Annotated in this window: 26 protein-coding genes and 2 tRNA genes; 8 read left to right on the top strand and 20 right to left on the bottom strand. The window is 40.1% G+C overall.

The features are described 5' to 3' along the window. Positions 1-188 precede the first annotated feature (188 nt). On the bottom strand, positions 189-1,514 hold the full coding sequence (locus tag TES1_RS10550) for an ATP-binding protein (RefSeq protein WP_042682569.1): 1,326 nt from the start codon (positions 1,512-1,514) through the stop codon (positions 189-191). Positions 1,515-1,773: 259 nt separating this feature from the next. Between TES1_RS10550 and TES1_RS10545 the strand changes: the two genes are divergently transcribed. Continuing rightward, on the top strand, positions 1,774-2,046 hold the full coding sequence (locus TES1_RS10545) for a UPF0175 family protein (protein WP_042682567.1): 273 nt from the start codon (positions 1,774-1,776) through the stop codon (positions 2,044-2,046). Then, the gene (locus tag TES1_RS10540; RefSeq protein ID WP_042682566.1) at positions 2,037-2,507 is read left to right on the top strand and encodes a DUF3368 domain-containing protein; all 471 of its coding nucleotides are present in this window, start codon (positions 2,037-2,039) and stop codon (positions 2,505-2,507) included. Before TES1_RS10545 ends, TES1_RS10540 begins: the two co-directional genes overlap by 10 nt. A gap of 67 nt (positions 2,508-2,574) precedes the next feature. Here TES1_RS10540 and TES1_RS10535 read toward each other — a convergent pair whose 3' ends face one another. The 11 genes from TES1_RS10535 to TES1_RS10485 all read right to left on the bottom strand — a co-directional run bounded on the left by TES1_RS10535 (position 2,575) and on the right by TES1_RS10485 (position 10,703). Next, positions 2,575-3,315 (bottom strand): sulfite exporter TauE/SafE family protein, encoded by a 741-nt coding sequence (locus tag TES1_RS10535; protein ID WP_042682564.1) that lies wholly within the window; start codon positions 3,313-3,315, stop codon positions 2,575-2,577. A gap of 10 nt (positions 3,316-3,325) precedes the next feature. Further along, positions 3,326-3,850 carry an adenylyl-sulfate kinase gene (cysC, locus tag TES1_RS10530; protein ID WP_042682562.1) on the bottom strand — a complete coding sequence of 175 codons (525 nt, stop codon included), beginning with the start codon at positions 3,848-3,850 and terminating at the stop codon, positions 3,326-3,328. A 9-nt stretch (positions 3,851-3,859) separates the two neighbouring features. After that, a complete protein-coding gene (locus TES1_RS10525) occupies positions 3,860-4,075 on the bottom strand; it encodes a DUF2283 domain-containing protein (protein ID WP_042682561.1) in 216 nt (71 codons plus the stop codon). Between the two features lie 49 nt (positions 4,076-4,124). Continuing rightward, positions 4,125-4,310 (bottom strand): DUF4258 domain-containing protein, encoded by a 186-nt coding sequence (locus TES1_RS10520; protein WP_042682559.1) that lies wholly within the window; start codon positions 4,308-4,310, stop codon positions 4,125-4,127. Then, entirely contained in the window at positions 4,307-5,722 is a 1,416-nt protein-coding gene (locus TES1_RS10515; RefSeq protein ID WP_042682557.1) for an alkaline phosphatase family protein, read from the bottom strand. Before TES1_RS10515 ends, TES1_RS10520 begins: the two co-directional genes overlap by 4 nt. 5 nt (positions 5,723-5,727) lie before the next feature. Next, positions 5,728-6,651 (bottom strand): DHH family phosphoesterase, encoded by a 924-nt coding sequence (locus TES1_RS10510; RefSeq protein ID WP_042682556.1) that lies wholly within the window; start codon positions 6,649-6,651, stop codon positions 5,728-5,730. Positions 6,652-6,656: 5 nt separating this feature from the next. Next, the gene (sat, locus tag TES1_RS10505; protein ID WP_042682554.1) at positions 6,657-7,796 is read right to left on the bottom strand and encodes a sulfate adenylyltransferase; all 1,140 of its coding nucleotides are present in this window, start codon (positions 7,794-7,796) and stop codon (positions 6,657-6,659) included. A 30-nt stretch (positions 7,797-7,826) separates the two neighbouring features. Next, complete coding sequence (locus TES1_RS10500; protein ID WP_042682552.1) at positions 7,827-8,057, bottom strand: ribbon-helix-helix domain-containing protein; 231 nt, start codon at positions 8,055-8,057, stop codon at positions 7,827-7,829. 116 nt (positions 8,058-8,173) lie between these two features. Beyond that, positions 8,174-8,638: a hypothetical protein gene (locus TES1_RS10495; protein ID WP_042682550.1), complete on the bottom strand. Its 465-nt coding sequence runs from the start codon at positions 8,636-8,638 to the stop codon at positions 8,174-8,176. Between the two features lie 271 nt (positions 8,639-8,909). Beyond that, positions 8,910-9,743 (bottom strand): DUF835 domain-containing protein, encoded by an 834-nt coding sequence (locus TES1_RS10765; protein WP_051408228.1) that lies wholly within the window; start codon positions 9,741-9,743, stop codon positions 8,910-8,912. A 498-nt stretch (positions 9,744-10,241) separates the two neighbouring features. Continuing rightward, on the bottom strand, positions 10,242-10,703 hold the full coding sequence (locus TES1_RS10485; RefSeq protein WP_042682549.1) for a hypothetical protein: 462 nt from the start codon (positions 10,701-10,703) through the stop codon (positions 10,242-10,244). A gap of 191 nt (positions 10,704-10,894) precedes the next feature. Here TES1_RS10485 and TES1_RS10480 point away from each other — a divergent pair, with 191 nt between their 5' ends. The 5 genes from TES1_RS10480 (at position 10,895) to taw3 (ending at position 14,604) form a co-directional block, all read left to right on the top strand. Next, positions 10,895-11,542 (top strand): DUF257 family protein, encoded by a 648-nt coding sequence (locus TES1_RS10480; RefSeq protein WP_042682547.1) that lies wholly within the window; start codon positions 10,895-10,897, stop codon positions 11,540-11,542. Between the two features lie 91 nt (positions 11,543-11,633). Continuing rightward, a tRNA-Glu gene (locus TES1_RS10475) sits at positions 11,634-11,711 on the top strand. Positions 11,712-11,719: 8 nt separating this feature from the next. Further along, positions 11,720-11,797 (top strand) — tRNA-Ile (locus TES1_RS10470). Positions 11,798-11,971: 174 nt separating this feature from the next. Further along, positions 11,972-13,951, top strand: coding sequence for an IGHMBP2 family helicase (locus TES1_RS10465; RefSeq protein ID WP_042682545.1), 1,980 nt, complete (start codon positions 11,972-11,974; stop codon positions 13,949-13,951). A gap of 56 nt (positions 13,952-14,007) precedes the next feature. Then, positions 14,008-14,604, top strand: coding sequence for a tRNA(Phe) 7-((3-amino-3-carboxypropyl)-4-demethylwyosine(37)-N(4))-methyltransferase Taw3 (gene taw3, locus TES1_RS10460; RefSeq protein ID WP_042682543.1), 597 nt, complete (start codon positions 14,008-14,010; stop codon positions 14,602-14,604). 5 nt (positions 14,605-14,609) lie between these two features. Here taw3 and thsB read toward each other — a convergent pair whose 3' ends face one another. From thsB to TES1_RS10440, 4 genes are all read right to left on the bottom strand, one after another. After that, a complete protein-coding gene (thsB, locus tag TES1_RS10455) occupies positions 14,610-16,247 on the bottom strand; it encodes a thermosome subunit beta (RefSeq protein ID WP_042682542.1) in 1,638 nt (545 codons plus the stop codon). Positions 16,248-16,420: 173 nt separating this feature from the next. Further along, positions 16,421-17,911: an alkaline phosphatase gene (locus TES1_RS10450; protein ID WP_042682540.1), complete on the bottom strand. Its 1,491-nt coding sequence runs from the start codon at positions 17,909-17,911 to the stop codon at positions 16,421-16,423. 380 nt (positions 17,912-18,291) lie between these two features. Next, positions 18,292-19,011 (bottom strand): anaerobic ribonucleoside-triphosphate reductase activating protein, encoded by a 720-nt coding sequence (locus tag TES1_RS10445; protein WP_042682538.1) that lies wholly within the window; start codon positions 19,009-19,011, stop codon positions 18,292-18,294. Positions 19,012-19,050: 39 nt separating this feature from the next. Continuing rightward, positions 19,051-20,913, bottom strand: a complete 1,863-nt coding sequence (locus TES1_RS10440) for an anaerobic ribonucleoside triphosphate reductase (RefSeq protein WP_042682536.1) — start codon at positions 20,911-20,913, stop codon at positions 19,051-19,053. Positions 20,914-21,427: 514 nt separating this feature from the next. Here TES1_RS10440 and TES1_RS10435 point away from each other — a divergent pair. Then, positions 21,428-22,441 (top strand): tetratricopeptide repeat protein, encoded by a 1,014-nt coding sequence (locus tag TES1_RS10435; protein WP_173391306.1) that lies wholly within the window; start codon positions 21,428-21,430, stop codon positions 22,439-22,441. Positions 22,442-22,455: 14 nt separating this feature from the next. Here TES1_RS10435 and TES1_RS11205 read toward each other — a convergent pair whose 3' ends face one another. From TES1_RS11205 to TES1_RS10425, 4 genes are all read right to left on the bottom strand, one after another. After that, positions 22,456-22,578 carry a hypothetical protein gene (locus TES1_RS11205; protein WP_265100803.1) on the bottom strand — a complete coding sequence of 41 codons (123 nt, stop codon included), beginning with the start codon at positions 22,576-22,578 and terminating at the stop codon, positions 22,456-22,458. 101 nt (positions 22,579-22,679) lie between these two features. Further along, positions 22,680-22,955 carry an elongation factor 1-beta gene (locus TES1_RS10430; protein ID WP_042682533.1) on the bottom strand — a complete coding sequence of 92 codons (276 nt, stop codon included), beginning with the start codon at positions 22,953-22,955 and terminating at the stop codon, positions 22,680-22,682. Between the two features lie 13 nt (positions 22,956-22,968). Continuing rightward, positions 22,969-23,145 (bottom strand): zinc finger domain-containing protein, encoded by a 177-nt coding sequence (locus TES1_RS10860; protein WP_084340048.1) that lies wholly within the window; start codon positions 23,143-23,145, stop codon positions 22,969-22,971. Positions 23,146-23,548: 403 nt separating this feature from the next. After that, positions 23,549-23,773: a hypothetical protein gene (locus TES1_RS10425; protein WP_051408227.1), complete on the bottom strand. Its 225-nt coding sequence runs from the start codon at positions 23,771-23,773 to the stop codon at positions 23,549-23,551. Positions 23,774-23,924: the final 151 nt, after the last annotated feature.

The raw sequence follows: 23,924 nt of genomic DNA, 5'->3' as shown, positions 1-23,924 counted from the left end.
CAAATCATAAATTAAAGCGTCTAAATTTTTCTTTTCCTTTAATTGACTTTGTCACTAAAACCAAGTGCTTTTCCTAAAGCTACAACATCACATTTCAAATGAGTCTTTTCCTTCATGAAATTCTCGTAGGTATTATACCGTTGAGTATAAAATCCAAAGTATAAACAAGAGCAAGAAACGAAGCTCCTTTATTCCAACAGCAAGAACTTCCACAATGGGATATATCTTATACGTTTTCCTTTAATTTCCTCTAATCCTTCATAGGCTGATGTTATTATCACCCCCTCCTCCAGTGAAAACTCTTCCATGGCCTCTAGCAAGCCCTTAACTTCCCTATCCCTACTCTCACTTAAATCCCAGCTCACTTGAATTGCTTTTGTTACCTCCAAGCCTTTTTTAATTAAAAAATCGACTTCCCTATCCCCTTTATAATAAAACACATTCTCTTTTCCGAATCTTTTTATTAAATGCAGCGCCACAATATTCTCAGCTAACCGTCCGATATTCTTAGAAAACCTGAGTGTTACAGCATTTATGATACCGGTATCAACCACATAGAGTTTCCTCGGATGCCGTTTGATATCACTAACCTTATATGAAAGCGGTGGAATTCTAAAGATCAAATAGCTCTCCTCTAATGCATCTAAAACGTCTATCACAAAATTTGGAGAAACTTTTCTCTTTACAATCCTCGCAACTTCATTCCTAAGGGAACTTCCACTTACAAGCGAAGCGAACCTGTTCACTGCCAATTCTGCAATCAGCTTCACAGTATTTAACTCTTTGAATCCATAACGGAAAGCGACATCCCTGATGACTATTCCCTCAAAAAGTTCTTTCAAAATTTCCCTTTTCAAATACTCATCCTCGACCAGCACAACTTGTGGAAAACCTCCAAATTCCATATATTCAGCCAAAAGACGCTCAATTTTTATTTTATTTGCAACGATTTCTGCAAAGCTTCTCAAATTTAACCCCCTAAAACTCAAAAACTCCCTGAAGGTTAAAGGGAAAACTTCCAAAGTTAAGCTCCTCCCTGTCAACACTCCAGAAACTTCAGTTTTAAGCAAAGAAGACGTTGAGCCAGTTACAATTACTTTGACATTTTCCTTTTCAGCTATGCTCCTGACCCATCGTTCCCAGTCTGGAAGGTTTTGCACCTCATCTAAAACTATGAGGGAAAAATCTTCGTCATTGATGTGGATCTTATACACCCTATAAATTTCATCAAGGAGCTCCAAGCTGAGGTATGCATGGAACTTAGGATCTTCGAGGTTCACATACAGGGTTTGTTGGGGATTCAACCCTTGTGATATTTTCCTTTTTAAAAACTGTCTCGCCAAAAATGTCTTTCCAGCTCTCCTTGGACCTATAATTGCTATTATAAAATTCCCAGCCCTACAAAAAGTTTCAATCTTTTCCAGATATTCTTCTCTTTCAATACCAGTTTTCTGAGGTTTCCCCCAAAAATTATAAGGGACTAATGCCTCCAATATCTCTTCATCCCCCAGCATTTTATATCCCCAATAATATAAACTTTCACACTTTTTATATTTTTTGGAATATATGTTGTGGCGCGTTAGTGCTGAGATAAAAAGAATAAAGCAGGGCTAAGAGATGAAGCACCTTATATTATTCCAACCCACTACTGCAACTTTGATTAATAATATTTTCATTCAGATTTCCCCACTTGAAAGCTTGTCCCTTAGGGCGGGGAAAGCTCAAACCAAATAGTTAATATACTACATCATAAAAAATCCAAATGGTGAGATCATGGAAGAGCTCTGGCTGATAAGCGAGTTCGAGAAGATCGCCGCACTTAATCCGGATAAGGTAATAAGGCTCTTAAAAAAAGACAAAGAACTATTTTGGGAAGTTGTGGTTAGTGCTTACCTTGACAGAAAAATCAGCTTGGGTAAGGCAGCAGAACTTTTAGGAATGACCCGAGAGGAGCTAATCGAAGAGTTTCATAAAAGAGGCATCCCCATTAGAAAATTGAGCAAGGAAGACGTTATAGCAGAGGTGGAGGCACTGAATTGTTTGTAATTGACAATACGGTGCTATCGAACTTTGCTAAATTCGGAAAGCTTGAATTACTAAAAGACATTTTGAGAGACTCCATAATCACAAAGCAAGTCTTAGAAGAATTCAACCTTGGAATTGAAAGAGGTATTTTGCCAAAGGTCAAACTTCCCTTTAAAGTTGTAGAACTCAAAAACGAGGAAATTGAACTGTACAGAAAACTTTGTACAAGCTTGGGGAAAGGAGAGGCCTCCTGCATCGCAGTGGCAAAAAATAGGAGAATAATATTCCTTAGCGATGATTTGGATGCCAGAAAAGCTGCATACCTCCTAGGTGTTAAAGTCTCAGGCACAATTGGTGTTTTGGCGTTAGGCGTTAAAACTGACGTTCTAACATTGGAAGAGGCAAACCAACTTCTAAGAGCAATGATTAAAAGTGGCTTCTACTCCCCAATAGAGAGTTTAGAGGAAGTTTTGAAAGAGTAAGCGCCGAGATAGAAAAATAAAACGGGGTCTAAGGGGCTTCGCCCCTTAACTCATAATCGAGAACAACTCAAATCACCCTCTGAAAGAGTGTCAAAAGTCCAATAACTAAAATTATCACATTAATAACTCTCTTCAACTTGTCCCTATCTGCTTTCGTATTTACATGAGTCCCCAAATACACACCCGGTAAAGTGCCAGCAATCAAAACTAAAGCCAAACGATAATCTATGCTCCCTAAAAACGCATAGTTCAAAGCACTAAAAGATGACAAAGCTAAACCATAAAATATCGTAACACCAACAACCTCTCTTGGGCTGAGCTTAGCTAAATTCATTAATGCAAAGCTCACTATAACTCCAGCACCAACTGAAGTGAACTGAACAGTTAAGCCGACAATAAAACCAAGAACATACAAATATTCTCTCTTGGGTCTTATGGGAACGTGAATTTCTCCCTTAATTAAGCTGAGGAAGGAACTAAGGACAAGAATTGCACCTAGTAATAAGGTGAGATAATTATTAAGCGTGCTTTTATCAATAACCCTAAGCAGAACAGATCCGAGTAAAATTGCGGGTAAACTTCCAGCAAAAAGCCTCAAAGCCAAATCGAACCTAATGCTTCCCTTCTTATGATGGAAGAAAACACCAAAAATCCTCGTGACAGTTGCATATAAAAGGTCAGTGCCAACAGCTGTCAAAGGCTCAACACCCAAGAATATCAATGATGGAGTCATCAAAGCTCCTCCACCAATACCAGTTAGCCCAACTAAAAATCCAACGAGAAAGCCGAGAAAAATAAAGGAGAGCATAAAACTCACCTTAAGGCAGATAGCCTAATTCCCTAGCCTTCCTCAGCACAGCCTCAGCCTCTTCCTCTGGGGTCATCTTTGAGCTGTCCACTTTAACCTCTGGATTCTCCGGCTCTTCATAAACCCCGTCATAACCTGTCAATCCCTTTATTTCACCGCGCATGGCTTTCTTATATAATCCCTTCGGATCCCTTTGAATCCTGACCTCCAGGGGGGCATACACATAAACCTCAATAAAGCGGCCAATTTCCTTTCTCGCATATTCTCTAACAGCCTTATACGGCGAAATTAGAGAAACTATCGCTATGACTCCATTCCTTGATAAAAGCTTTGCCATGTAGATCACTATTCTGTTGTGCATCTCCCTCGCTTCTTTGGAAAAGCCAAGCTCGGGGTAGAGAGTTTTCCTTATGACATCTCCATCAAGAATTTCAACTTTGTAGCCCATCTCTTTTAGCTTCTTCTTTAAAGTATGAGCCAGCACTGTCTTCCCAGCACCGCTCGGACCGGTGAGCCAGATTGTAAAGCCCTCCATAACATTCACCTAAGGAGCGGCTTGTTCTTCTATTTTTATAGTGATCTCGCTCAGGGGTTTCGGCTTGATCCTCACCGATGCGTTGATTATCTCTATACCTACGATTTCCCCATGCTCACCGTAGTCTATGATAATCCCCTCATCGACTTCAACGGTATCCACTATCTTTGCATCTGAAAACTTGATGTACATAACATCATACTTTGGATCATATGAAATTTCCATGCAAATCACCTCAGGTATTTATCAACTTTCGAAGTTATATGGGCTGTTATCACAATTCATAAATAACCCTGATCAATTTTCCATCTATAACCTTCTGGGCGACTTTTCTCCCAAAATACCCTTCTATAGCTTCATCTGGGTTAGTTAAAGCTTCAACTACAAGGGTTTCTGAGATACCTCTCTCCTTCATTCTTTCTAGTGCATGAGGAATAAAGACTATATCTCTTTTGTTCATACCACACTCCTCCCTCTAAGCGGTTTCTCCATTCCAAAGAGCTTGAGCACAGTTGGGGCAAAGTCGTAGATTGTGAGCTGTGTTCTCTTTGGCTCCTCCATTCCGGGCAGATAGAGGGAGAAAACTCCATACTCGGCATGAACTGCATCATCCGGTCCTAAATCATTCTCCAGCAGATAGGGACTCTCATAGCCAAGGGTTCCAGCGGCTCTCCAGTTCAAATCATCCAAGTAAACCATCATGTCTGGCTTATCACCTTTGGCAACTGGATAAATTTCTTCAGGATAGAACACCTTTGTGTCCCACATTTCTCCGTTTGGTCCTCTTATGCTCTTTATCAGCTCAGCAACTTCATCTCTAACTTGGTGATACTTTTCGGGCTCAATTATTCCCATTGGTTCTCTTCCCTTCACGTTGAGGAAAACTCTAGAGTAATAGCCGCCCCAGGCCCATGCAATAGTTTTGCTCCAATCTACTTTGAGCTCGTTAAATCTAACCTGCCTTCCTTCCTTCAAAATCTCTGGATTCTTAATCTTCAGCAGTCCCTCTTCAATGAGCCACTGGTTGATTGCAAAAGCTCCCTTCATTGCCTTTATTCCATGGTCTGAAACAATAATTACAGCTGTCTCATCCAAGTCCAAAAGCTTCAATGTTTTTCCAATTTCTTTGTCAAGGAGCCTATAATAATCAAGAATGACGTTCTTGTAGGGATTGTCATCTCCCGGATAGAGGTGATGGTTCTCGTCGAAGTACTTCCAGAATGCGTGGTGGACTCTATCAAGGCCAATTTCAACGAACTCAAAGTAGTCCCAATCCTTCTCTTGAATGAGATATCTGATCACTTCAAATCTCTTCTTGGTCATCTCCCAGAGCTGCTCTTTAACCTCATCCCTGTTCTCTTTTCTAAAGACAACATCAAAGATATATTCCCCAACTAAGCGCTCAATTTCTCCCTTAAGCTCTTTTGGATACGTATAATCAACGGAAGCATCTGGTGTAATGAAGCATGAGATAAGCCACCCGTTTATTGGCTTTGGGGGATAGCTCGGTGGAATCCCAACCAAAACCGATTTTTTACCTTTTTCAGCTATGTAATGCCAGACCGCCTTTTCTTTCACCATTAAGCTGTGAGCAATCCAGATGTCATTGTAAGTTCCCTTTTTCCTATGCCTAAAACCATACAAACCGAGCTCGCCAGGAGTTTTCCCAGTTGCCATCACCATCCAAGCCGGGATTGTAATTGCCGGAATTGTGCTCTGCATCGGGCCGTAAATTGACCTCTCTACAAGCCACTTTATGTTAGGCAGATCATCCAAAAACCTATCAAATAAAAGCTCAGGGGGAGCTGAATCAAGACCAATCACAAAAACCTTCTTAATGTTCTCTAAATGTTCTCTAATTTCCTCATTCATTCTGATCACCTCAGATGAGCGTTAATTATCTCTAAAACCTCATCAACTCCAGATTTTTCACATATGCATCCCAAAACTTCCCTCTTTCCACCAACATTGAAGCCTTTTTCCTTGAGGAGTGAAATTATTTTCCCCATGTCTATTTTATCAGCGAGTTCAGGTGAAATTCTAAAGTATATCTGAGCTTTTCCGTGAAAGTCTCTGTTCACAACCACCGCTCCGTTGTATCCAAGCTCCCAGACCGCTTTCCTTGCGACTTTGGAGATTACATTAAAAGAACTCTCAAAAGTTATGAAGGCAAATCCATTTCTAAGCTCTAAACTACCAATTGCATCATTTATTGTCTTTTCAATCGCCTCAGCTTTCTTAACCCAAGGCTCATATTCCAAAAGCTCTCTTAGATTATGTGTTAGGAGAACCTTCACGGCTTTTTCCACATCTTCCCTATCCATAACCACATAGTTTGAATCAATGAGCTGAACTAATCTAAGAGCCTCTTCCGTGTTTATCGTTAAGAGCTCTCTAACTTTGGGAATTTCAAGTGCCTTCTTACCTATGTCGCCCAAAGCTCCCAAAGCAGTCCATTCATTCCAAATGCCAAAATATTGGGAAACAACGAAAGAGGCTGAGGGAGCATATCCCACATTCAAAGCTGGGTTTATCTGCTTAACTTTTGGATTTCTAATTTTGGGCTGTATGTGGTGGTCGATGAAGATTGTCTCCTTGCTTATTCCTTCAACTTCATTTGGCAGATTTAAGTCGAGCACGTAAATCTTGTCAGCTTTCTCAATTGCATTTCTAATCCTTTCATCAAATCTGAATTCCCCAATGGGAGGACTTAAATTTTCAAATTCCTCTAAGCCAAGAGCTTTAGCAACTAAAGCTGCTGATGTTATGCCGTCAGTGTCCCAGTGGTGGATTATTAACATTTAGATCACTCCACGAATGGATTCTTAAAGCTCCTTATCACTTCATAAACTTCTGGTCTCATCATATATTCAGGAGGCTTTTCACCGCTCATTATCATCTTCCTAAGCTTTGTTCCACTTATCCTCACGTGGAACTCTTCGCTGTGGGGGCATATCTTAGCGTTGACCATTCCACAGCACTTTCTGCAGTAAAAAGCTTCTCTGATGAACATTGGAGTTATGCCTAAATCCGGAAACTCATCGAACAGATCCCATGCCTCATAAGGTCCGTAGTAGTCACCAACACCTGCATGGTCTCTTCCAACTATGAAGTGGGTTGCTCCAAAGTTCTTCCTCATGATTGCATGGTGTATCGCCTCTCTCGGCCCAGCATAGCGCATTTCATATCTAACAGTTGCGAGTGTAGCAGCATCCTTTGGATAGTAGTGCTTGAATAGAACCTCATAGGCCTTGATGATCACCTCATCCTTGTAGTCCCCTCTCTTCTTCTTTCCTAAGACGGGATTTATGAAGAGACCATCAACGAAAGTCAACGCAGCTTTTTGAACGTATTCGTGTCCCATATGAGGAACATTTCTCGTTTGAAATGCAACTATTGTCTTCCATCCTCTCTCCTTAAACAAAACCCTGGTTTCAACAGGTCTCAGTGTGTATTTAGCAAATGGATTAGGTAACTCGTTCAAAAGCTCAATCTCACCGCCGACTAAATATTCACTCATCGCATAGACTTTAGCAACACCAGGATGATTAGGATCAGTCGTCTTGAAAATCTTCTGAGCGAATTCTTTCTTATCGTAGGTGTAGATTTCCTCAACATGCATCCTCGCTATAGGCAAATCATCATAGTAAAGCAGAATCGCATCTCCCTCTTCAAATTCAGGCTTTTCCACGTCAAGAACAATTGGAATTGTCCATGGGGTGTCGTCACTAAGTCTCATGTGGTCTAAAACAGATTGAAAATCATCACTTGTTAAGAATCCCTTGAGTGGTGAGTAAACACCGTGGGCTATGTTCTCAAGATCAATTGCCCTTCCATGATCAATTTCAGCCTTTGGATATTCTTTCTGCTCGCTTAGAATTCTCTCCCTCGTCTTTGGAGCAGCTATTCTCCTAACTAATTTTCCACCATGTGGCTTAGAAACCATTCTAATCACCTAAATAAAAATTAACAGAAGTCAGTCGAGGTAGCCAAGAGCCCTGAGTCTCTCCTTAACCTTTTCCTCTTCCTCTTCACTGAAGACCTCTTCCTTCTCTTCTTCCTCCAAGCTTGCCAACACTTCCCTTAAAACATATGTAACATAGTCAGAAACTGATGTAAACCCTGTTCCCTCAATTCTCTTCTTTATCTTCTCATATAGTGGCTTTGGAATTGAAACTGTGGTGTATTTCCTTTCATCCTCTGTCATTCAAACCACCTCCAGCTTTAATGATATTTAATTACATTTAATTAAGCACTGTAGAGGGCATATAAACTTTTTGCTCATTCAGTAAGTAACAGTGAAGACATCAAAATATAGTAAAGCTAAAAATTGCTCCTCCACTCATCCCAAACATCGGCAATTTCACGCAACAGCTCACTGAATCTCCTGGTGGTTCTGTAGTAACCCCTAGATTTGTATATCATTCGGGCATTTTGGAGTGTTTTTATAACAATATTATAGTTGGTCTTTGCAGTCCCAAAATGAACACCCAATTCTTTCGCTTTCTTCTCAACCCTCTTATGAATTTCTGTCCTAGGCAAACGCTTTCTCACCAGTATAATGTAATAAGCGATAAGTTCCTTATTGCCGAGATATTCTAAAACAAATCCCAACCACTCTTCTGCTCGAAATCCATTTTTCTTCTCATCTCCATGGATACGTAGTAGCAGGAGTAGAGCCAGCTTCTGCCTTTCTAGATGATTAGGAAACAATAAATTTAGGAGTTCTTTCAAATCATTTGGCTTTTTTTCAGGGATAATGATTTTAGCTGGTGGGATATATGGCATTGCTTTCACCTCTTGATACATACGTGACTTACTTAGATTTACAACGCGTAATTATGGGTAATAAAATAACGATTGTATCATATCGTAGATTTTATACTATATCAGTCACACATTATTAAACCAAACAGTCAATAACTACATGCTATAAGAATAACTTGTTTTAAGGAGTATAAATATGTATGGGTTATAAACATTGAGAATTCTGAAACATATAAATTGACAACAAATCGATGAGCAATACATTATACTCGCCGGAAATCAGCTTTAGTTGTTAACAACCAATATCACAAATGTTTGAGAACTCCCTCATGAGTAAGACAGCTTCTCTTTCACCATATACATCCCTGACAATTGGAACCAAAATTATTGCATTATTCATGATTGCATAATCTTTAAGCTTGGTTAGAAACTTGAACACTGTATCAAAGCCATTCTCTAAAACCAAATATTCTATTCCATCTAGCAGGATAGCCTTTGGAATATTTTCCTTTTTCATAAAATCGATCAGAACTTGCATTAGATAATTTAACCGAGTGGGATAAACAGTATTGTCACCTTCAATTTTGCTAAGCCATAATATTGGAGTTTCCTTTAATCTAAATTTCTTTTTAATAATATAGGCAGGTTTTCTGGAAATTATTAATCCGGGCCTTTCTTTAAGAAGCTCTAGAAACAGGGAGTAACACTCTTCCTCATTGTTGCACATGTAAACTCCAGGAGAGAGTTGCTTCAACACTTCGCTCTTTATCTTTTTATTCTTAAATTCCATAACAACGGGGATTAGCTCATATTTTTTCAAGAGTGTTGAAAACAAACAGCCAAATCCAATTATAAACAGTAAAACAGACAGTGCATAAATTAAATCCCCAATTAGCCGGATTTCTTCAAGTTGCTGTTCACTAAGAGGAAGAGTAACATAATCAGGGAGGTAAAAGAACTCCGACACAAAATCAAGGGTTATACTAGCTAAGATAATATCATAAAACTTTTTCAATTGAGGATACTTCTCGATAAATCGTCCTCTAAAGTTCACTGTCAAGACTAAAATAACAAAAAGACCCATTATTGTTACAAGTTCAATACCATTAAGAACCATATCCAGCATTAATATCACCGTTCATACTGGTGTGACTATTAGAAAGTACTTCAATGTTTTATAAATATTCCTCCTCCCACTTAACACTCTTCTCTTTGTCAAATATAAGTTTATTATTTTCCAAAAATAAATTTTATTTATTTCAGATTAAAACTTTAATTAAAACAAGAATTAAAAAGTAGAAAAGTTTATATATGTTAAGTACGAGGTATATAGTGAGGGGCACTGTATAGGAAAAGACCAAGCGAAAGCTTCATCTCGATCCAAAGTTTGCATCTAAGCAAATCCTGCAACTTACCCAGAGTTGTAAGGGTTTGTGATAGAGATGTAAGCTTTGCCTCAAGGTGAAACTCCGCTGTAGGTCAATTTCTATAGAGTGTCCCTCATTTTTATTATGCCCTTTTGTATTTTCCTCCAACTTTGAAAATAACCTAACTTTATGGAAACATCAAGTTCTAACTTTTGGCACTGTCTAAACAGTAAGCTAACTAAAAAATTGCAGTAAAGTCATCGAGCTAGCCATTTATTCCAAACTTCAGCTATCTCACAAAGCAGTTTGCTGAATTCTTTTGTGGTTTTGTAATAATTATTTGTCCTATATATAATTCGAGCGTTTTGGAGAGTTTTTACAACGATATTGTAGTTAGTTTTTGCAGTCCCAAAGGGTATTCCCAACTCTTTTGCCTTCTTTTCAATCAGTCTATGTATTTCAGTCCTTGAAACTTTCTCCTCAACAAGCATTCGATAATAGTAAATTAACTCTTCATTACCAAGATATTCCAAGATTAGCTCTAACCAATTTTCTGCCCGAAATCCATACCTTTTTACCTCCTTGTGAATTCTCTCCAATAAAAATATGGCCAATCTCTGTCTTTCAGGATGATTAGGAAATAGCAATTCCAAAAGTTCGGTCAAGTTTTCAGGCTTCTTTTCAGGGATAATGATTTTAGCATTGGGAACGTATGGCATCCACTTTCACCCCTGCTAGAGCGTGTTTTTTTCTTACCCTTACTATAACGACTAAAATGTATTAAAAAATAATCGGAATGTATAGTAAGTTTTTTACGATATACTAAACATATGCCAAAAAGTATTAAAAATAGAAAGTATTTCTATTAATATGACACAATAACATTATAGTGAATATGAGGTGTGAGGGTATGTGTAAATTTAATTTAGATGAGTTATGGGGCTTGCTAAAACTTGGAGAAACTGTAATTATAGAAGATTTATCTGACTCTATGTCGTATAGGGAGCTGTATAGTCTAATAAGATGGGCAAAAAGTAGAGGCTACCCAGTTGTCATTGATGACATCTTAGGTACTCTGTATATATATAAGGTAAACATAGAGCTAGCAGATCTTGATTCAAGCTTGCTTAATAATGTGTTGGTTATAAAAGAAGGAGGCAGGCTAGAAGTCGGAAACATTGTTGGACATATAACTATGAAAGAATCTGCTATACAGTGGAGAGAATATGAACAAATAGCAAGACCTCTCTTTGAAAGCTCTCAAAAACCAATTATTAACATTGTTTTGGGTATAGAGAAGCTATTCATGCTGGCTGACAGCAAGAGGGAGATAATCACAAACATTAACAATCTCTTATCGTGGATAGGAAATAAAAAGAGAATAGCGTTTTATTTTGTAAACATAGATCTCATAAATACAACTGAATTTGGAGTACTTCCTCTTCTTGAAGAGCTGGCAAGTACTATAATTAAGATTAAGAAAATCGGGAATGAAACAAGAGCAGTAATAACAAAATCTGCAAATGAAAAACTAAATAATCTCGAGATAAGACTATGAAGTTTAATTTATGGTAAGGACATTTATAGAGAGGGCATGGGAAGATATTACCGAAAAATTTATAAATTTGGCAGAGCTTAGGATTATCGGCGCCCCGGTGGTGTAGCCCGGTCAATCATGCGGGACTCTCGATCCCGCGACCCGGGTTCAAATCCCGGCCGGGGCACCAGTTGAAGAGGGCCCGTGGCTCAGCCTGGTCAGAGCGCCCGCCTGATAAGCGGGAGGTCCGGGGTTCGAAGCCCCGCGGGCCCACCAGAAAACTATTCTAAGAAGCTAGTTTAACTTATCTTTTTTGAGTATGAAATTTTAAGTTCACTCCAGTTTTTTATGTTTGGTAAAAAGTCCCCTAAAAATTATGCACCATTGAATTATTTAACCTTAAATAATCTCAGACTAATATGGGAAGCACCTCAAAAATTGGTGGGGAAAATGAACTTAATTCGGTACATCAATCATCTCAAGGAGCTCGTTGAGCTTGAGCGAGAGGCAGAGATAGAAGCTATGCGGGAAGAAATGAGAAAGTTAACTGGCTATGAGAGAGAAAAAGTGGGAAGAGCTGTTTTGGGTTTAAACGGAAAGATTATCGGTGAAGAGTTTGGATATAAACTTGTTAAATACGGCAGAAAGCAGGAAATAAAGACTGAAATCAGCGTTGGGGATTTGGTCGTGATAAGCAAAGGTAATCCCCTAGCGAGTGATTTAATTGGAACTGTAACTGAAAAGGGAAAGCGCTTTCTTGTTGTTGCTCTTGAAACAGTTCCTTCTTGGGCCTTAAGAAACGTTAGAATTGATCTTTATGCCAACGATATAACATTTAAGAGGCAGATAGAAAACCTTGATAAGCTTAGCGAAAGTGGAAAGAGAGCATTAAGGTTTATCCTTGGATTAGAAAAGCCCAAAGAGAGTATTGATATTGAATTTAAACCATTTGATGAACAGTTAAATGAGAGCCAAAAGAAGGCTGTAGGCTTGGCCTTAGGAAGTGAGGATTTCTTCCTAATTCATGGTCCCTTCGGCACTGGAAAAACCCGAACAGTTGCTGAAGTTATTCTCCAAGAAGTAAAGAGGGGAAAAAAGGTTTTGGCGACTGCAGAGAGCAACGTAGCTGTTGATAACCTAGTCGAGCGCTTATGGGGGAAAGTTAAGCTAGTCCGCTTAGGACATCCTTCTAGAGTATCAAAGCACCTAAAGGAGTCAACATTAGCTTATCAGGTTGAAATCCACGAAAAGTATAAAAGAGTGAGAGAGTTCAGGAATAAGGCTGAAAGGTTAGCAATGCTTAGAGATCAATATACAAAACCAACGCCTCAATGGCGGAGAGGTCTCACGGATAGGCAAATCCTAAGGCTTGCAGAGAAAGGAATTGGAGCAAGAGGGATTCCAGCAAGAGTCATAAAATCAATGGCCCAATGGATAACATTCAATGAAAAAGTTCAAAGGTTGTATAATGAAGCCAAAAAGATTGAGGAGGAAATAGTAAAAGAGATAATAAGACAAGCTGACGTTGTTTTGAGCACAAACTCTTCAGCAGCTCTTGAATTTATAAAAGATATTAAATTTGATGTTGCTGTTATAGATGAGGCTTCACAGGCAACAATTCCAAGTGTTTTAATTCCTATAGCGAAAGCCAATAAATTCATCTTAGCCGGCGACCATAAGCAACTTCCCCCCACAATTTTGAGTGAGGAAGCAAAAGAACTCAGTGAGACTCTCTTTGAAAAGCTAATTGAACTTTACCCCTCAAAAGCAAAGATGCTCGAAATCCAGTACAGAATGAATGAAAGGCTTATGGAGTTCCCAAGCAAGGAGTTCTACAATGGAAAAATTAAGGCCTACGATGGCGTTAAAAACATAACTTTGCTCGATTTGGGTGTTAGAGTTTTCTCTTTTGGAGAACCCTGGGATTCTATCTTAAATCTAAAAGAGCCGTTAGTTTTTGTTGATACATCAAAACATCCAGAAAAATGGGAAAGGCAAAGAAAAGGATCACTTTCAAGGGAGAATCTGTTGGAAGCAGAGCTCGTTAAGGAGATCGTACAGAAATTGTTAAGAATGGGCATTAAGCCAGAGTCGATTGGAGTTATAACTCCTTATGATGACCAGAGAGATTTGATAAGCTTGCTCCTAGAAAACGATGAAATTGAAGTAAAAACTGTTGATGGATATCAAGGAAGAGAAAAAGAAGTTATCATTCTTTCGTTTGTTCGCTCTAATAAAAAAGGCGAGCTCGGATTTTTAACTGATTTGAGAAGGCTAAACGTCTCCTTAACAAGGGCAAAGCGCAAATTAATAGCCATTGGGGATAGCGAAACTTTAAGTGCACATCCAACTTACAAGAGATTTGTGGAGTTTGTTAAGGAGAAGGGCATCTTTGTGCAGCTCAATCAATACGTTTCCCAAACCTCTTAATAGACTTATGCTTTTAAAAGATTAATTTTTAAAAAGATGTCTACAAACTTACTCCCATGTTCCTCTATGAAAAGAACTTCGAACTCCAAAAGCGAAAAGCAATGGAAAGCCTGAAAGAGGCCTTAGAAAAAGCATTAGTTGATGAGGATATAATATCTCTTTTAGAGAAAATAAACTCCCTTCCAAATTATTTCACAACATCCTCATGTTCTGGAAGGATAACTGTAATGCAGATGCCAGAGTTTGGGGATAAGGTTAACGCTGAATGGCTTGGTAAGTGGCATAGGAGAGTTTCTCTTGAAGAAGTTTTAGTTGCTGTCAAAAAGCACGATTCTGGAATGCTCTGGTTCATGCTTCACAGCCCAATAATTCACGTTTCTGCCAAAACATTAAAAGATGCTGTTGAGCTTTTAAATCTGGCAATAAACTGCGGCTTCAAGCATTCAAACATCAAGAGCATCAGCCATAAGAAGCTTGTAGTTGAAATACGCTCGACAGAAAGAATGGACGTTCCTCTGGGAGCGAACGGGGAGCTGTGGGTGAGTGAAGAATATATCGCAAAAATAGTTAACTTAGCAAATGCCCAGCTGAGAAGAGCCAAGGAGAAGCTGAAGAGGCTTGAAGAGGAAATTGAAAAACTCAAAAAGAATTAGAGAGATCAGAACTCAGTGTCTTCTCCTCCAGTTTCTCCACCCTTGCCTTCCTTCTCCTTTTCGAGTTTGCTTGCTGCAATGACGTCGTCGATTCTGAGTATCATGATTGCTGCTTCGCTTGCGCTCTTGATTGCCTGCTTCTTGACTCTCACTGGCTCGATGACACCCCTCTCCATCATGTCTGCTGGCTCTCCTGCGAAGACATCAACACCAATTGTTGGTCCCTTCTCCTTGTGTGCTGCAATGACCTTAACGAGTGTCTCGATTGGGTCAAGTCCAGCGTTCTCTGCTAATGTTCTTGGAATGACCTTGAGTGCCTCAGCGAATGCCTCGATAGCGAGCTGCTCTTTTCCACCGACTTCCTTAGCGTACTCGTCGAGCTTGACGCTGAGCTCGATCTCGCTTGCTCCACCACCAGCAACAATCTTGCCGTCTTCAATGATGTCCTTGACGACCTTTATAGCGTCCTCCATTGCCCTCTCGACTTCATCAACGACGTGCTCTGTTCCACCTCTGATGAGGATTGTTACTGCCTTTGGATTCCTGCAGCCCTCAACGAAGATCATGTTCTCGCCAGCGACCTTTCTCTCCTCAACAACCTCTGCGTAACCGAGGTCATCTGGTGTGAGGTCTCTGATGTTTGTGACGATCTTAGCTCCTGTTGCTTTTGCAAGCTTCTCCATGTCGCTCTTCTTGACTCTTCTGACTGCCAAGATTCCAGCCTTGGCTAAGTAGTGCTGTGCCAAGTCGTCAATTCCCTTCTGGCAGAAGACAACGTTTGCTCCTGTTGCAACGATCTTGTCAACCATCTCCTTGAGCATTCTCTCCTCTTGCTCGAGGAATGCCTGGAGCTGCTCTGGGCTTGTGATTCTGATCTCAGCATCTGTCTCTGTCTCCTTGACCTCGATTGCGTCGTTGATGAGTGCAATCTTAGCCCCCTCAACTCTCTTTGGCATTCCTGGGTGGACTCTTTCCTTGTCGATTACAACACCCTTGACGAGCCTGGTGTCTTTGACACTTCCACCTTCCTTCTTCTCAAGCTTGATGTTGTCAATGTCAACGTGATATTTGTCGCCAACCTTCTCTGCAACCTGCTTAACAGCCTCAACTGCGAGCTTAGCTAGGTACTCCCTCTCCTCTTCAGCTGCCTTTCCGGTGATTGAAGTGATTGCAGCTTTCAAGAGTGTCTCCTCATCACTAACATCAACGTCCTTTGCAATGCTGTCGAGGATCTCTTGTGCCTTCTCGGCAGCCATTGTGTAACCCTTGACGATGATGCTTGGGTGGATGTTCTGGTCGAGCAACTCTTCAGCTTTCCTGAGGAGCTCACCTGCGATAACTACAGCGGTTGTTGTACCGTCACCGGCCTCCTTGTCCTGGGTCTTTGCGACCTCGACCATCATCTTTGCAGCTGGGTGCTGGATGTCCATCTCATCGAGAATAGTGGCACCATCGTTGGTAATGACGATGTCACCAAGGCTGTCAACAAGCATTTTATCCATACCCTTTGGTCCTAAGGTTGTTCTAACAGTCTCAGCAACAATTCTTGCAGCAAGAATGTTCAACCTTTGGGCATCTCTACCAACGTATCTCTGGGTTCCTTCGGGAAGAATTAAGATTGGTTGTCCTGCGAGCTGGGCCATCTCCGCCCACCTCCTTTAATTTTATAAATTATTCCATAACAGCTTTTAGTCACAATTTGTTGTTTCCACCTATAGGTTCCTTTGGACTATTTATAAATTTTTCGCTCTTAGATAACTCACAAGATAACAGTGAAATAGACAAAAAACAGAAGAAAAAAAGGAGTAAAAGAAAATTATGCTTCCTGGAGAATTAACATTACATCATGGAGGTCTATGATTCCGTTGTTATCCAAGTCTGCCCTTTCCTCTAGCTCGCTGTCAACTTTTTCTCCTAAGAGCACCATTAAGGCAATATACGCATCTTTCTCGTCAACTCTGTAATCGCCATTTAGGTCTCCCTTTGCAGAGCTTGTTCCCTCAAATAGAATATTGACTCTTGGTACGCCAAAGATCATAAGCTTTGCAATAAGCTTGCTGGTCTGTATATGGTGGTGGAATCCTACAAAGTTATCTGCTCCAGGCCCATATGCTAAGAGAGGAACTGGCTCTCCAGTATGCTTGTGTGAAGCAAATGTTACTCCAACTTTCTTTGAAATTATCTCTCCCAAAGCGTTGGACAAACCAAATATTGGATTCTCCTGATCCATCTGTTTAATGTATTCAACTTCCTCATCGCTCAATTCTATCCCTGTATATTTCTTGACAACCTCTTTAATGTCTCCTCCATTCTTTATTTCAGCTGCCATAAAGCTTGTACTCTTTTTGATGCTGAGTATCTTGTTGACATCAACTACACTTCCATAGTTAATTCCAACAGCAAGGCCTCCAGTTTCATGGTCACCTGTAACTACTACTAACGTGTCTCCTCTCTTCTTCGCATACTCTAGAACATATCCCACAACATCATCCAACTCTTTAGTTTCAGCAAGGGTTGCCACAATGTCGTTTCCATGGCTTGCGTGATCAATTCTTCCAGCTTCAATCATTAAGAAGAATCCGTTTGGATTTCTCTCCAACAGCTCAATGGCCTTCTTCGTCATGTCAAGCAGACCAACGTCGCTCTCGCTCCTGTCGAGTACGTAGGGAATGTGGCTGTATGCAAACAATCCAAGCACATATTCACCGCTTGCCTTTTCTAGGCCTTCCTTGTCGAAGATTACTTCATAACCGTATTGCTTTGCCAGTTCTAAGGTTGCATCATCAAACTTCTTCTTCCCACCACCGAAGAGAACGTTGATCTTGTGCTCAATGAGCTGCTTTGCAATTTCCGCCTCCATGTCTCTGTCTTCAACGTGGGCTCCAAAGGCAGCAGGAGTTGCATGGGTGATTCTGGTAGTTGTAACAAGTCCAGTTGACTTACCCAAGAATTGAGCAAGCTCAAGGAGTGTTGTTAAATTATACACTTTATCACCATTAGTTACTGTTGAAATCATACCGTTGTATGTCTTCATACCCGTAGCAAGTGCTGTAGCTGCTGCAGCGGAATCTGTAACCTCCCCACTAAGAGAATACGTAAGCTCAAATCCAGTATATGGAAAGTCCTCCATGTTAAGATGTCCGTAAACTAGTTTAGTAAGCTGCACATGAGCAAACCCCATACCATCACCGATAATCAATATAACATTTTTGACACCCGTTGAAGTGGTCGCTGGAGCTGTTGCTATCCCTGCTTGGGCAAAAACCAATAGCCCAATAATTAACAATAGCCCAAATACCTTCTTCATATTGACCACCCCAATTTGTAATTAAAAAGCCCCCATATCAAAGCATGGGAGTGTAAATTGTTTTTTATTTGATAAAATAAATATTAAAGCTTTTTGCTCTTGAATTTTAACAAAAATAGTTAGATATTGTTCAAAATGTTTAATGTCTTTGATTATGATAATTAAAAGTTTTCAAAGTTTTCTTAATATCTAATCTAATAAGGCAAGAAAGTTAAAACTATGTAAAAAACAAATTTTAAAGTCGCATGCCTTGTTCCTTTCTCTACTGTCTCGAAGAGCCTTAGACAACTCTTCTTTACTTTTTTAAGGACTTCATCAAGTTCAGGAGTTCTTTTTATTTTATTAAATTCCACCTATAGGTTCCTTTGGACTAGCACTAATTATTGAGAACTCCAGCTGTTCACATAAACCTCAATGCCAAGCTCTTCAAGTCTTTTCTTAAGATTATCAACCTCTTTCCTTGGCCAGCAATGCTTTGAGCACCACTCTTCGTCTCTCGGATATGTAAGGGGCTTTCCAACCAGAGGATTGAGGACAACGTAAAAATCAGTGCTGATATGACTGAGTCCCTCCTCAATCCAGTTCCAAGCTTCGAAGCCTTTAGCAACAGGAATTCTGAGTTCAAGAGGCAGAGAATACTGTGAAACTACATCAAGTCCCTTGAGGAACAGCTTCCAGAGCTTAATACTCACATTCTCCGGAAGACCATAGAGCTTAGTAGGAGGAGCTTTTAGATCGGTTGCTATATGATCAATAAGTTCGGCTTTGACAAGTCTTTCAAGAGGTTTGATTATCGTCAGATTGGAATTCAAACTTATAGGAATATCAAGCAGTTTAACCTGAGCAAACAGACCTCCAAGCTCTTTCCACTGTATTAAAGGTTCTCCACCAGTAACATGAAAGTAGTCTATCAGAAAGGAAGAAGTTTCAACCTCTTCAAGCAACGCCTTTTTATCGAGAGGAAAGCATTCTTTACTCTCCGCGACTCTCCAGTTGTGGCAAAAAGGACATTTGAGGTTGCAGCCGCAGAGCCAGAGAGTAAAGGTTACTTTTCCGTGAACGTCAACCATGCTAATTGATTTCCAGCCACTTATGAGCATTGGATCACCTCCCCGAGATAACTAAAAATAGAAAAGGGGCTATTCTCTATAGTGTCTTCTCGTCCAGAACTCCTTTTTCCTGAAGGGGTTCCAGTTCTTTAAAGGCCTGTAATAGCCAATAATCCTACTCCATATCTCGACGTCCTCGCTTCCACACTTTAGACAATGGGTGTGCAAGCCTGTTGTCGAGTGACCGCAAGTGTTGCAGACTGTAATGGCTGGAGTATAGCTCCAATAGACGAGGTTTGTTTTCATAAGCCTCTTTGTCAGCTTCGCTAAAGCCTCTGGATCCGGCTCTTCTCCAAGGAAGATGTGCATCATGACTCCACCAGTAAAGCTCCTCTGAACCTTCTCCTCCACCATGATTCTATCAGCAAGCTCAAGTGCACCATAGTAGGGAGCTATGCTCGTTGAGTAAATTGGATTGTTAACATCACTGAGATAATCTCTGAGCTCTGGAAACTCTCTAAAGTCTTTTATTGCAAGCTTCGCTGCAGCGCTTTCTCCTGGAACTTCCTCAACGTTCCATGGAACTCCACTCTCACGCATCCACTCTCTCGCTTTAGCTGTTGCAAACTCGACCATCTTCTTCATAAGCTCTGCTGCCTTCTTCCAGTCTTTTCTGCTTCCTTCAGTCCAGAGTTTGGGTTCGTTCAGGTAAATAGCAGTTGCTTCTGGCAAGCCGAGGATTCCGATTGTGTTGAAATGGCTCTTGGGGAATCCTTCTAGATAAATGTGAATCATTCTGTACATCGCCTTGTAAGTTGTTATTAGTCTGATGTATCTTTCTCTGAACCAATCTGTTGTGAATCTTACTATTTCGAGAGTTTTTTCATACTCTTCCCAAAACTTGTCGTCGTCTCCTTTAGCCTTTAGTGCAAGTCTAGGAAGGTTGACAGTAGTGACGTTTATGGAGCCTGTTATGTCGGGCATTGCCCATAAGCCACCAAATCTTCTCTTTTCCATCTCTTCGACAAATGAGTCCTCGGCCTTTCTCAGGCCAAAGCCGCTAAATGTAAACTGCATCTCTGTTTTGTTAATTGCAAGCCTGCAGCACATGGCATAGCTTGCATCGGGATCAACAACGTTAGTATTAAGCCAGTAAAAGCTTCCTCTCTTGGCTGCTGTTGTAAACACTGCCTCAAACACTTCTGGATCTTCCCAAAGCATCCTTGCAGTTGTCATAAGTGTTGGAATTGGGAATGTAAATGGTTGTCCTATTGCGTCTCCTTCTTTAAGGACGTTTGTAAGAGCAATTACAAATCTCTTTGCTTCTTTTTCGTATTCTCCAAGTGGTGCAATTTCTTTGCCGTCATAAATTGCATAGTCTTCTGCGAGCATTCTTTTCGGAGCGTCCAGCATTACTGTAAAATTGGTGAATGAGGTTTGTAGCCCTATTCTGCTCGGATAGTTCAGGTTGAAGACAAGTCTTTGAATGTGCTGCTGAATCTTTTTGTCGTCCAGTCTATCTTTTCTGATGAATGGTCCAGCATACCACTCAACGCTCGATAATGCTTGAGCGCCGCTAAAGTAGTGCTGCATCGTTATGAGATAGTTGGCTATATGCTCAACATAGGTGTCAAAGTGCTTGGCGGGTCTTGAGATTACTGTAGGTGTTCTCAATCCTGTCTCAAGGAGCCTCGCTGTGCTGTGTCCAGTGCAGTACGGTATGTAAAGACTGTAGGGAAGCTTGTGGATGTAGATATCTCCGTTAAAATGGGCTTCTCGACCTTCCTTAGGTATGAGCACGAGATGTTCCTTTAGGGCTTCCTCCATTATGTAAGCAAAAAAGCCAGTAGGACCTGGATAGCGGTTCGCATTCTCAAGAACATCTAAACTGTTCCAGCTTGCATATTCCTCTATAGCTTCCCTTCCTAATGAAACTCCCATGTTTTCGGACATCCTTATCACCCAATTTGGATATTTTATCCAATATTGGGAGAGCTTTCCGGGTGTTAATAATAATTGCTGATTACTACAATGATTAGTTGACAATACATTTTTAGGTTAGTCAGTAGAAAACAACATAAGAATTAGCATATAATTGGGAAAATGACAGGATATATTTTATCATGAATTTTTATTGTAATTCAGATTTCAAGAATTTTGTCATTACAACAAATTCTTTTTATAATTTATTGTCGATAAGAGAGACATTATTTCAAATGGATTGACCTCGAAACCCCCTCCTTTTAGTGATCCCTCAAAAAGAAGTTTGACCCACAAAGTTCAAATAACAGAAATTATTCTCCCCTTAAACTTCAACATTTCGATAAACTTCAGCTCAACTTTATCTTCCAATTCCTTAGAAGCCATCATCGAACATGCTAATTCCTCTAAATGAGAAGAAAAAGAGCAACAAATCTACCTTATTTTACCATACATTTTTAACCCTATGAAAATAAACTTTTCTTTGGTGAGAAAGGTGAAGGAGTTTGAAAAGGCCCTAGAAAGGAAGGACTGCGAAGTAGTCCTTGAGTATCTTGACGATTACCTTGAGGGAATTGAAAAAGAGGACGAGCTTAGAGAACTGCTCAAAAAACTTGAGAATTTAGTTTTAGAATGCGAAGGCGAATCAGCCTATGAACTCGCCCATGAGATTGCACACATCTATGCACACCTTGATGAAATTGAAAAAGGCATTGAACTCTATAAAAAGTTGGCTGAGAATTACAAGAGCGATGAAGAAAAGTACAGTGAAGCACTGTATTATCTGGCAGATGCTTATGAGCACTTCGGCATGCCTGATAAAGCGATAGAAGTCTATGAACAATTACTAGAACTGGAAAGAGGAAGAAGGGACAAAAAAGAAGAAGCTCTAACCTTGGCACACATAGCAATAAACTACGAAGAGCTCGGCGATTTAGATAAGGCAATTGAGCTTATGGACAGAGCAAGAGAACTGTTTGAAGAACTAGGAGATGAGAGGAACTACCTAATAAGTCTAATTGATTTGGCTCACTTCTACTATGAGAAAGGAGAAGATGAGAAAGCTGAGGAATTTATAAGAGAAGTCCTCAAGAGTCCGAGGGATAAAGAGATTGAAGTGAATGCAAGGCTCGTTGAAGCAGAGATTTACTCAAGCAGAGACGATTACAAGAGTGCATTTAAATCTTTGAGCAAAGCCCTCCTAAAAGCCCAAGAAGATGAGGAGCTTTTCGAATACACTTTTGAAACAGTCACTGATTTCATAAAGAGCCTCTTTGATGAAGGCCTTTACAAAGAGCTTAAAGACACATTGGATGTGTTCGTGAATGCCTTTGAAGAGGATGAGGAGTATAAGGCTTTCTTTGAAGCTTTGAGAGAGCTTGCAAAGTTTAAACTTGGTGAAGAGAACAAATTTGAGGAGGTTTACAATAGGGTTCCAGAAGAACTCAGAGAGTTCATTGATGAGCTAAAGAAGCCTAAATTAGGGCTGTTATCCCTTTAAAGTTTCAAACTTAATTAATTCACAACAACTCCAATTCCCTCAATTTCTTCCTTCTTGTTTATAAATCCAAACGAATGGATGGTAAATAGGATTATCCCAGCTTGTTTATCGTTCAGTTCAAAATTCACCTTCAGCATTTTAAAAAAACTAAAAAGAGCTAAGTTTGTAATTAATTAACAAATAAACTTAAAACAGTTTACAAGGTTATGCTACATCCACAAAAAGAGTAAAGAAAAGCTCAGATTCTTGAAACGCTTTCTACCTCAGCGCTCTCAACATCTTCAACCTTTCTAAATGCCTCAGCAACTTCGTCAAGGGAGTAACCTTCCTCGTCCTTGGCAAGGACGTAAACCTTGAGAGCAACCAAACCGAATGCTATTGGCTCTCTCTCGATCTTAACAAAGCCGTACTTCTCTGGGATTGCCTTCTTTATGTTTTCCTCAAGCTTGTCCAGATCAACCTCTGGGCTTGTGGGCATAACTTTAATAACACCAACAATGTTGAAATCACTCATTTAAATCACCTCTTTATGGTCCTTCCCATCCGCACTTGGGGCACTTGTACGTTGTCCCCAATACGCGGCAGCTTTCACATCTCCAGATTATCTCTTCCCCACAGTTGGGACAGATGAAGTGTGTCGCGTGCTCCCTTGGAGTTATCTCCTTTCCACATGATGTACATACGGGTATCTTGACAGCCTCCATTCCTAACACCTCCAAGAAGCGGGGTTTTTAATTCCCATTATCGTGAAGTTCCTTAGGCTGTTCATGGGGATGATTTATAAACCTTTCTCTAACAAACTCCGCCTTCACTAAGTTTGATCAAGGTTTGTACATCCTTCTAAAAAAGGCCACTTGTGATGTATTTCTCTTAATTTGGCGTATTTTTTGGGAGCGCAAAAATAAGAAAACGAAGCTTAAACTACACGTTAGAAAGGGAGAACATTATTAAAGAGGCAATTCTAAAAGATGCACAAACTTATTCAAATTCCAAGAAAGAAAAAACTTGTATGGAAATTGGTCAGCCCATGCGAGTATCCTCATCCATCGGGCGAAATCTCCGTCATCATCCCAAGAATAATAGAAGAGAGGAGGTTATAAACCTACCTCAACCATACACGACCTTAACGAGTTTCTCCCTGTATGCTAGAATTTCCTTTATCTGTTCCTCGCTGACTTTTTCTGACATGCTGATTTTCTTATAAAGTTCTTCGAGTTCTTTCAAAAGCATCTCAATTTCAACTCTTGCATCTTCACTTGCACCGTTTAGCTTTGCTGCTTCACTTAAAAGCTTGCCCCTCAAAAACGGCAGCACCTCAAACGGACGGCCCATAAAAGCCCAATAAATTCCTTCTCTTAAAATTTCCCCTAGAAGCTCTACTTCAGAATAGACCTTTTTAATTTCCTTTCTAATTGGTTTCGTACTCCCCCCTTACCATGGAAACCACCGCTAAAGGATAAGCCAGTTGTTTATTATATTTTTT

The organism is Thermococcus paralvinellae (genome assembly GCF_000517445.1).
Classification (GTDB): domain Archaea; phylum Methanobacteriota_B; class Thermococci; order Thermococcales; family Thermococcaceae; genus Thermococcus_B; species Thermococcus_B paralvinellae.
Note: the sequence above shows the minus strand (reverse complement) of the source record. Positions and strands in the feature narration are given on the sequence as shown.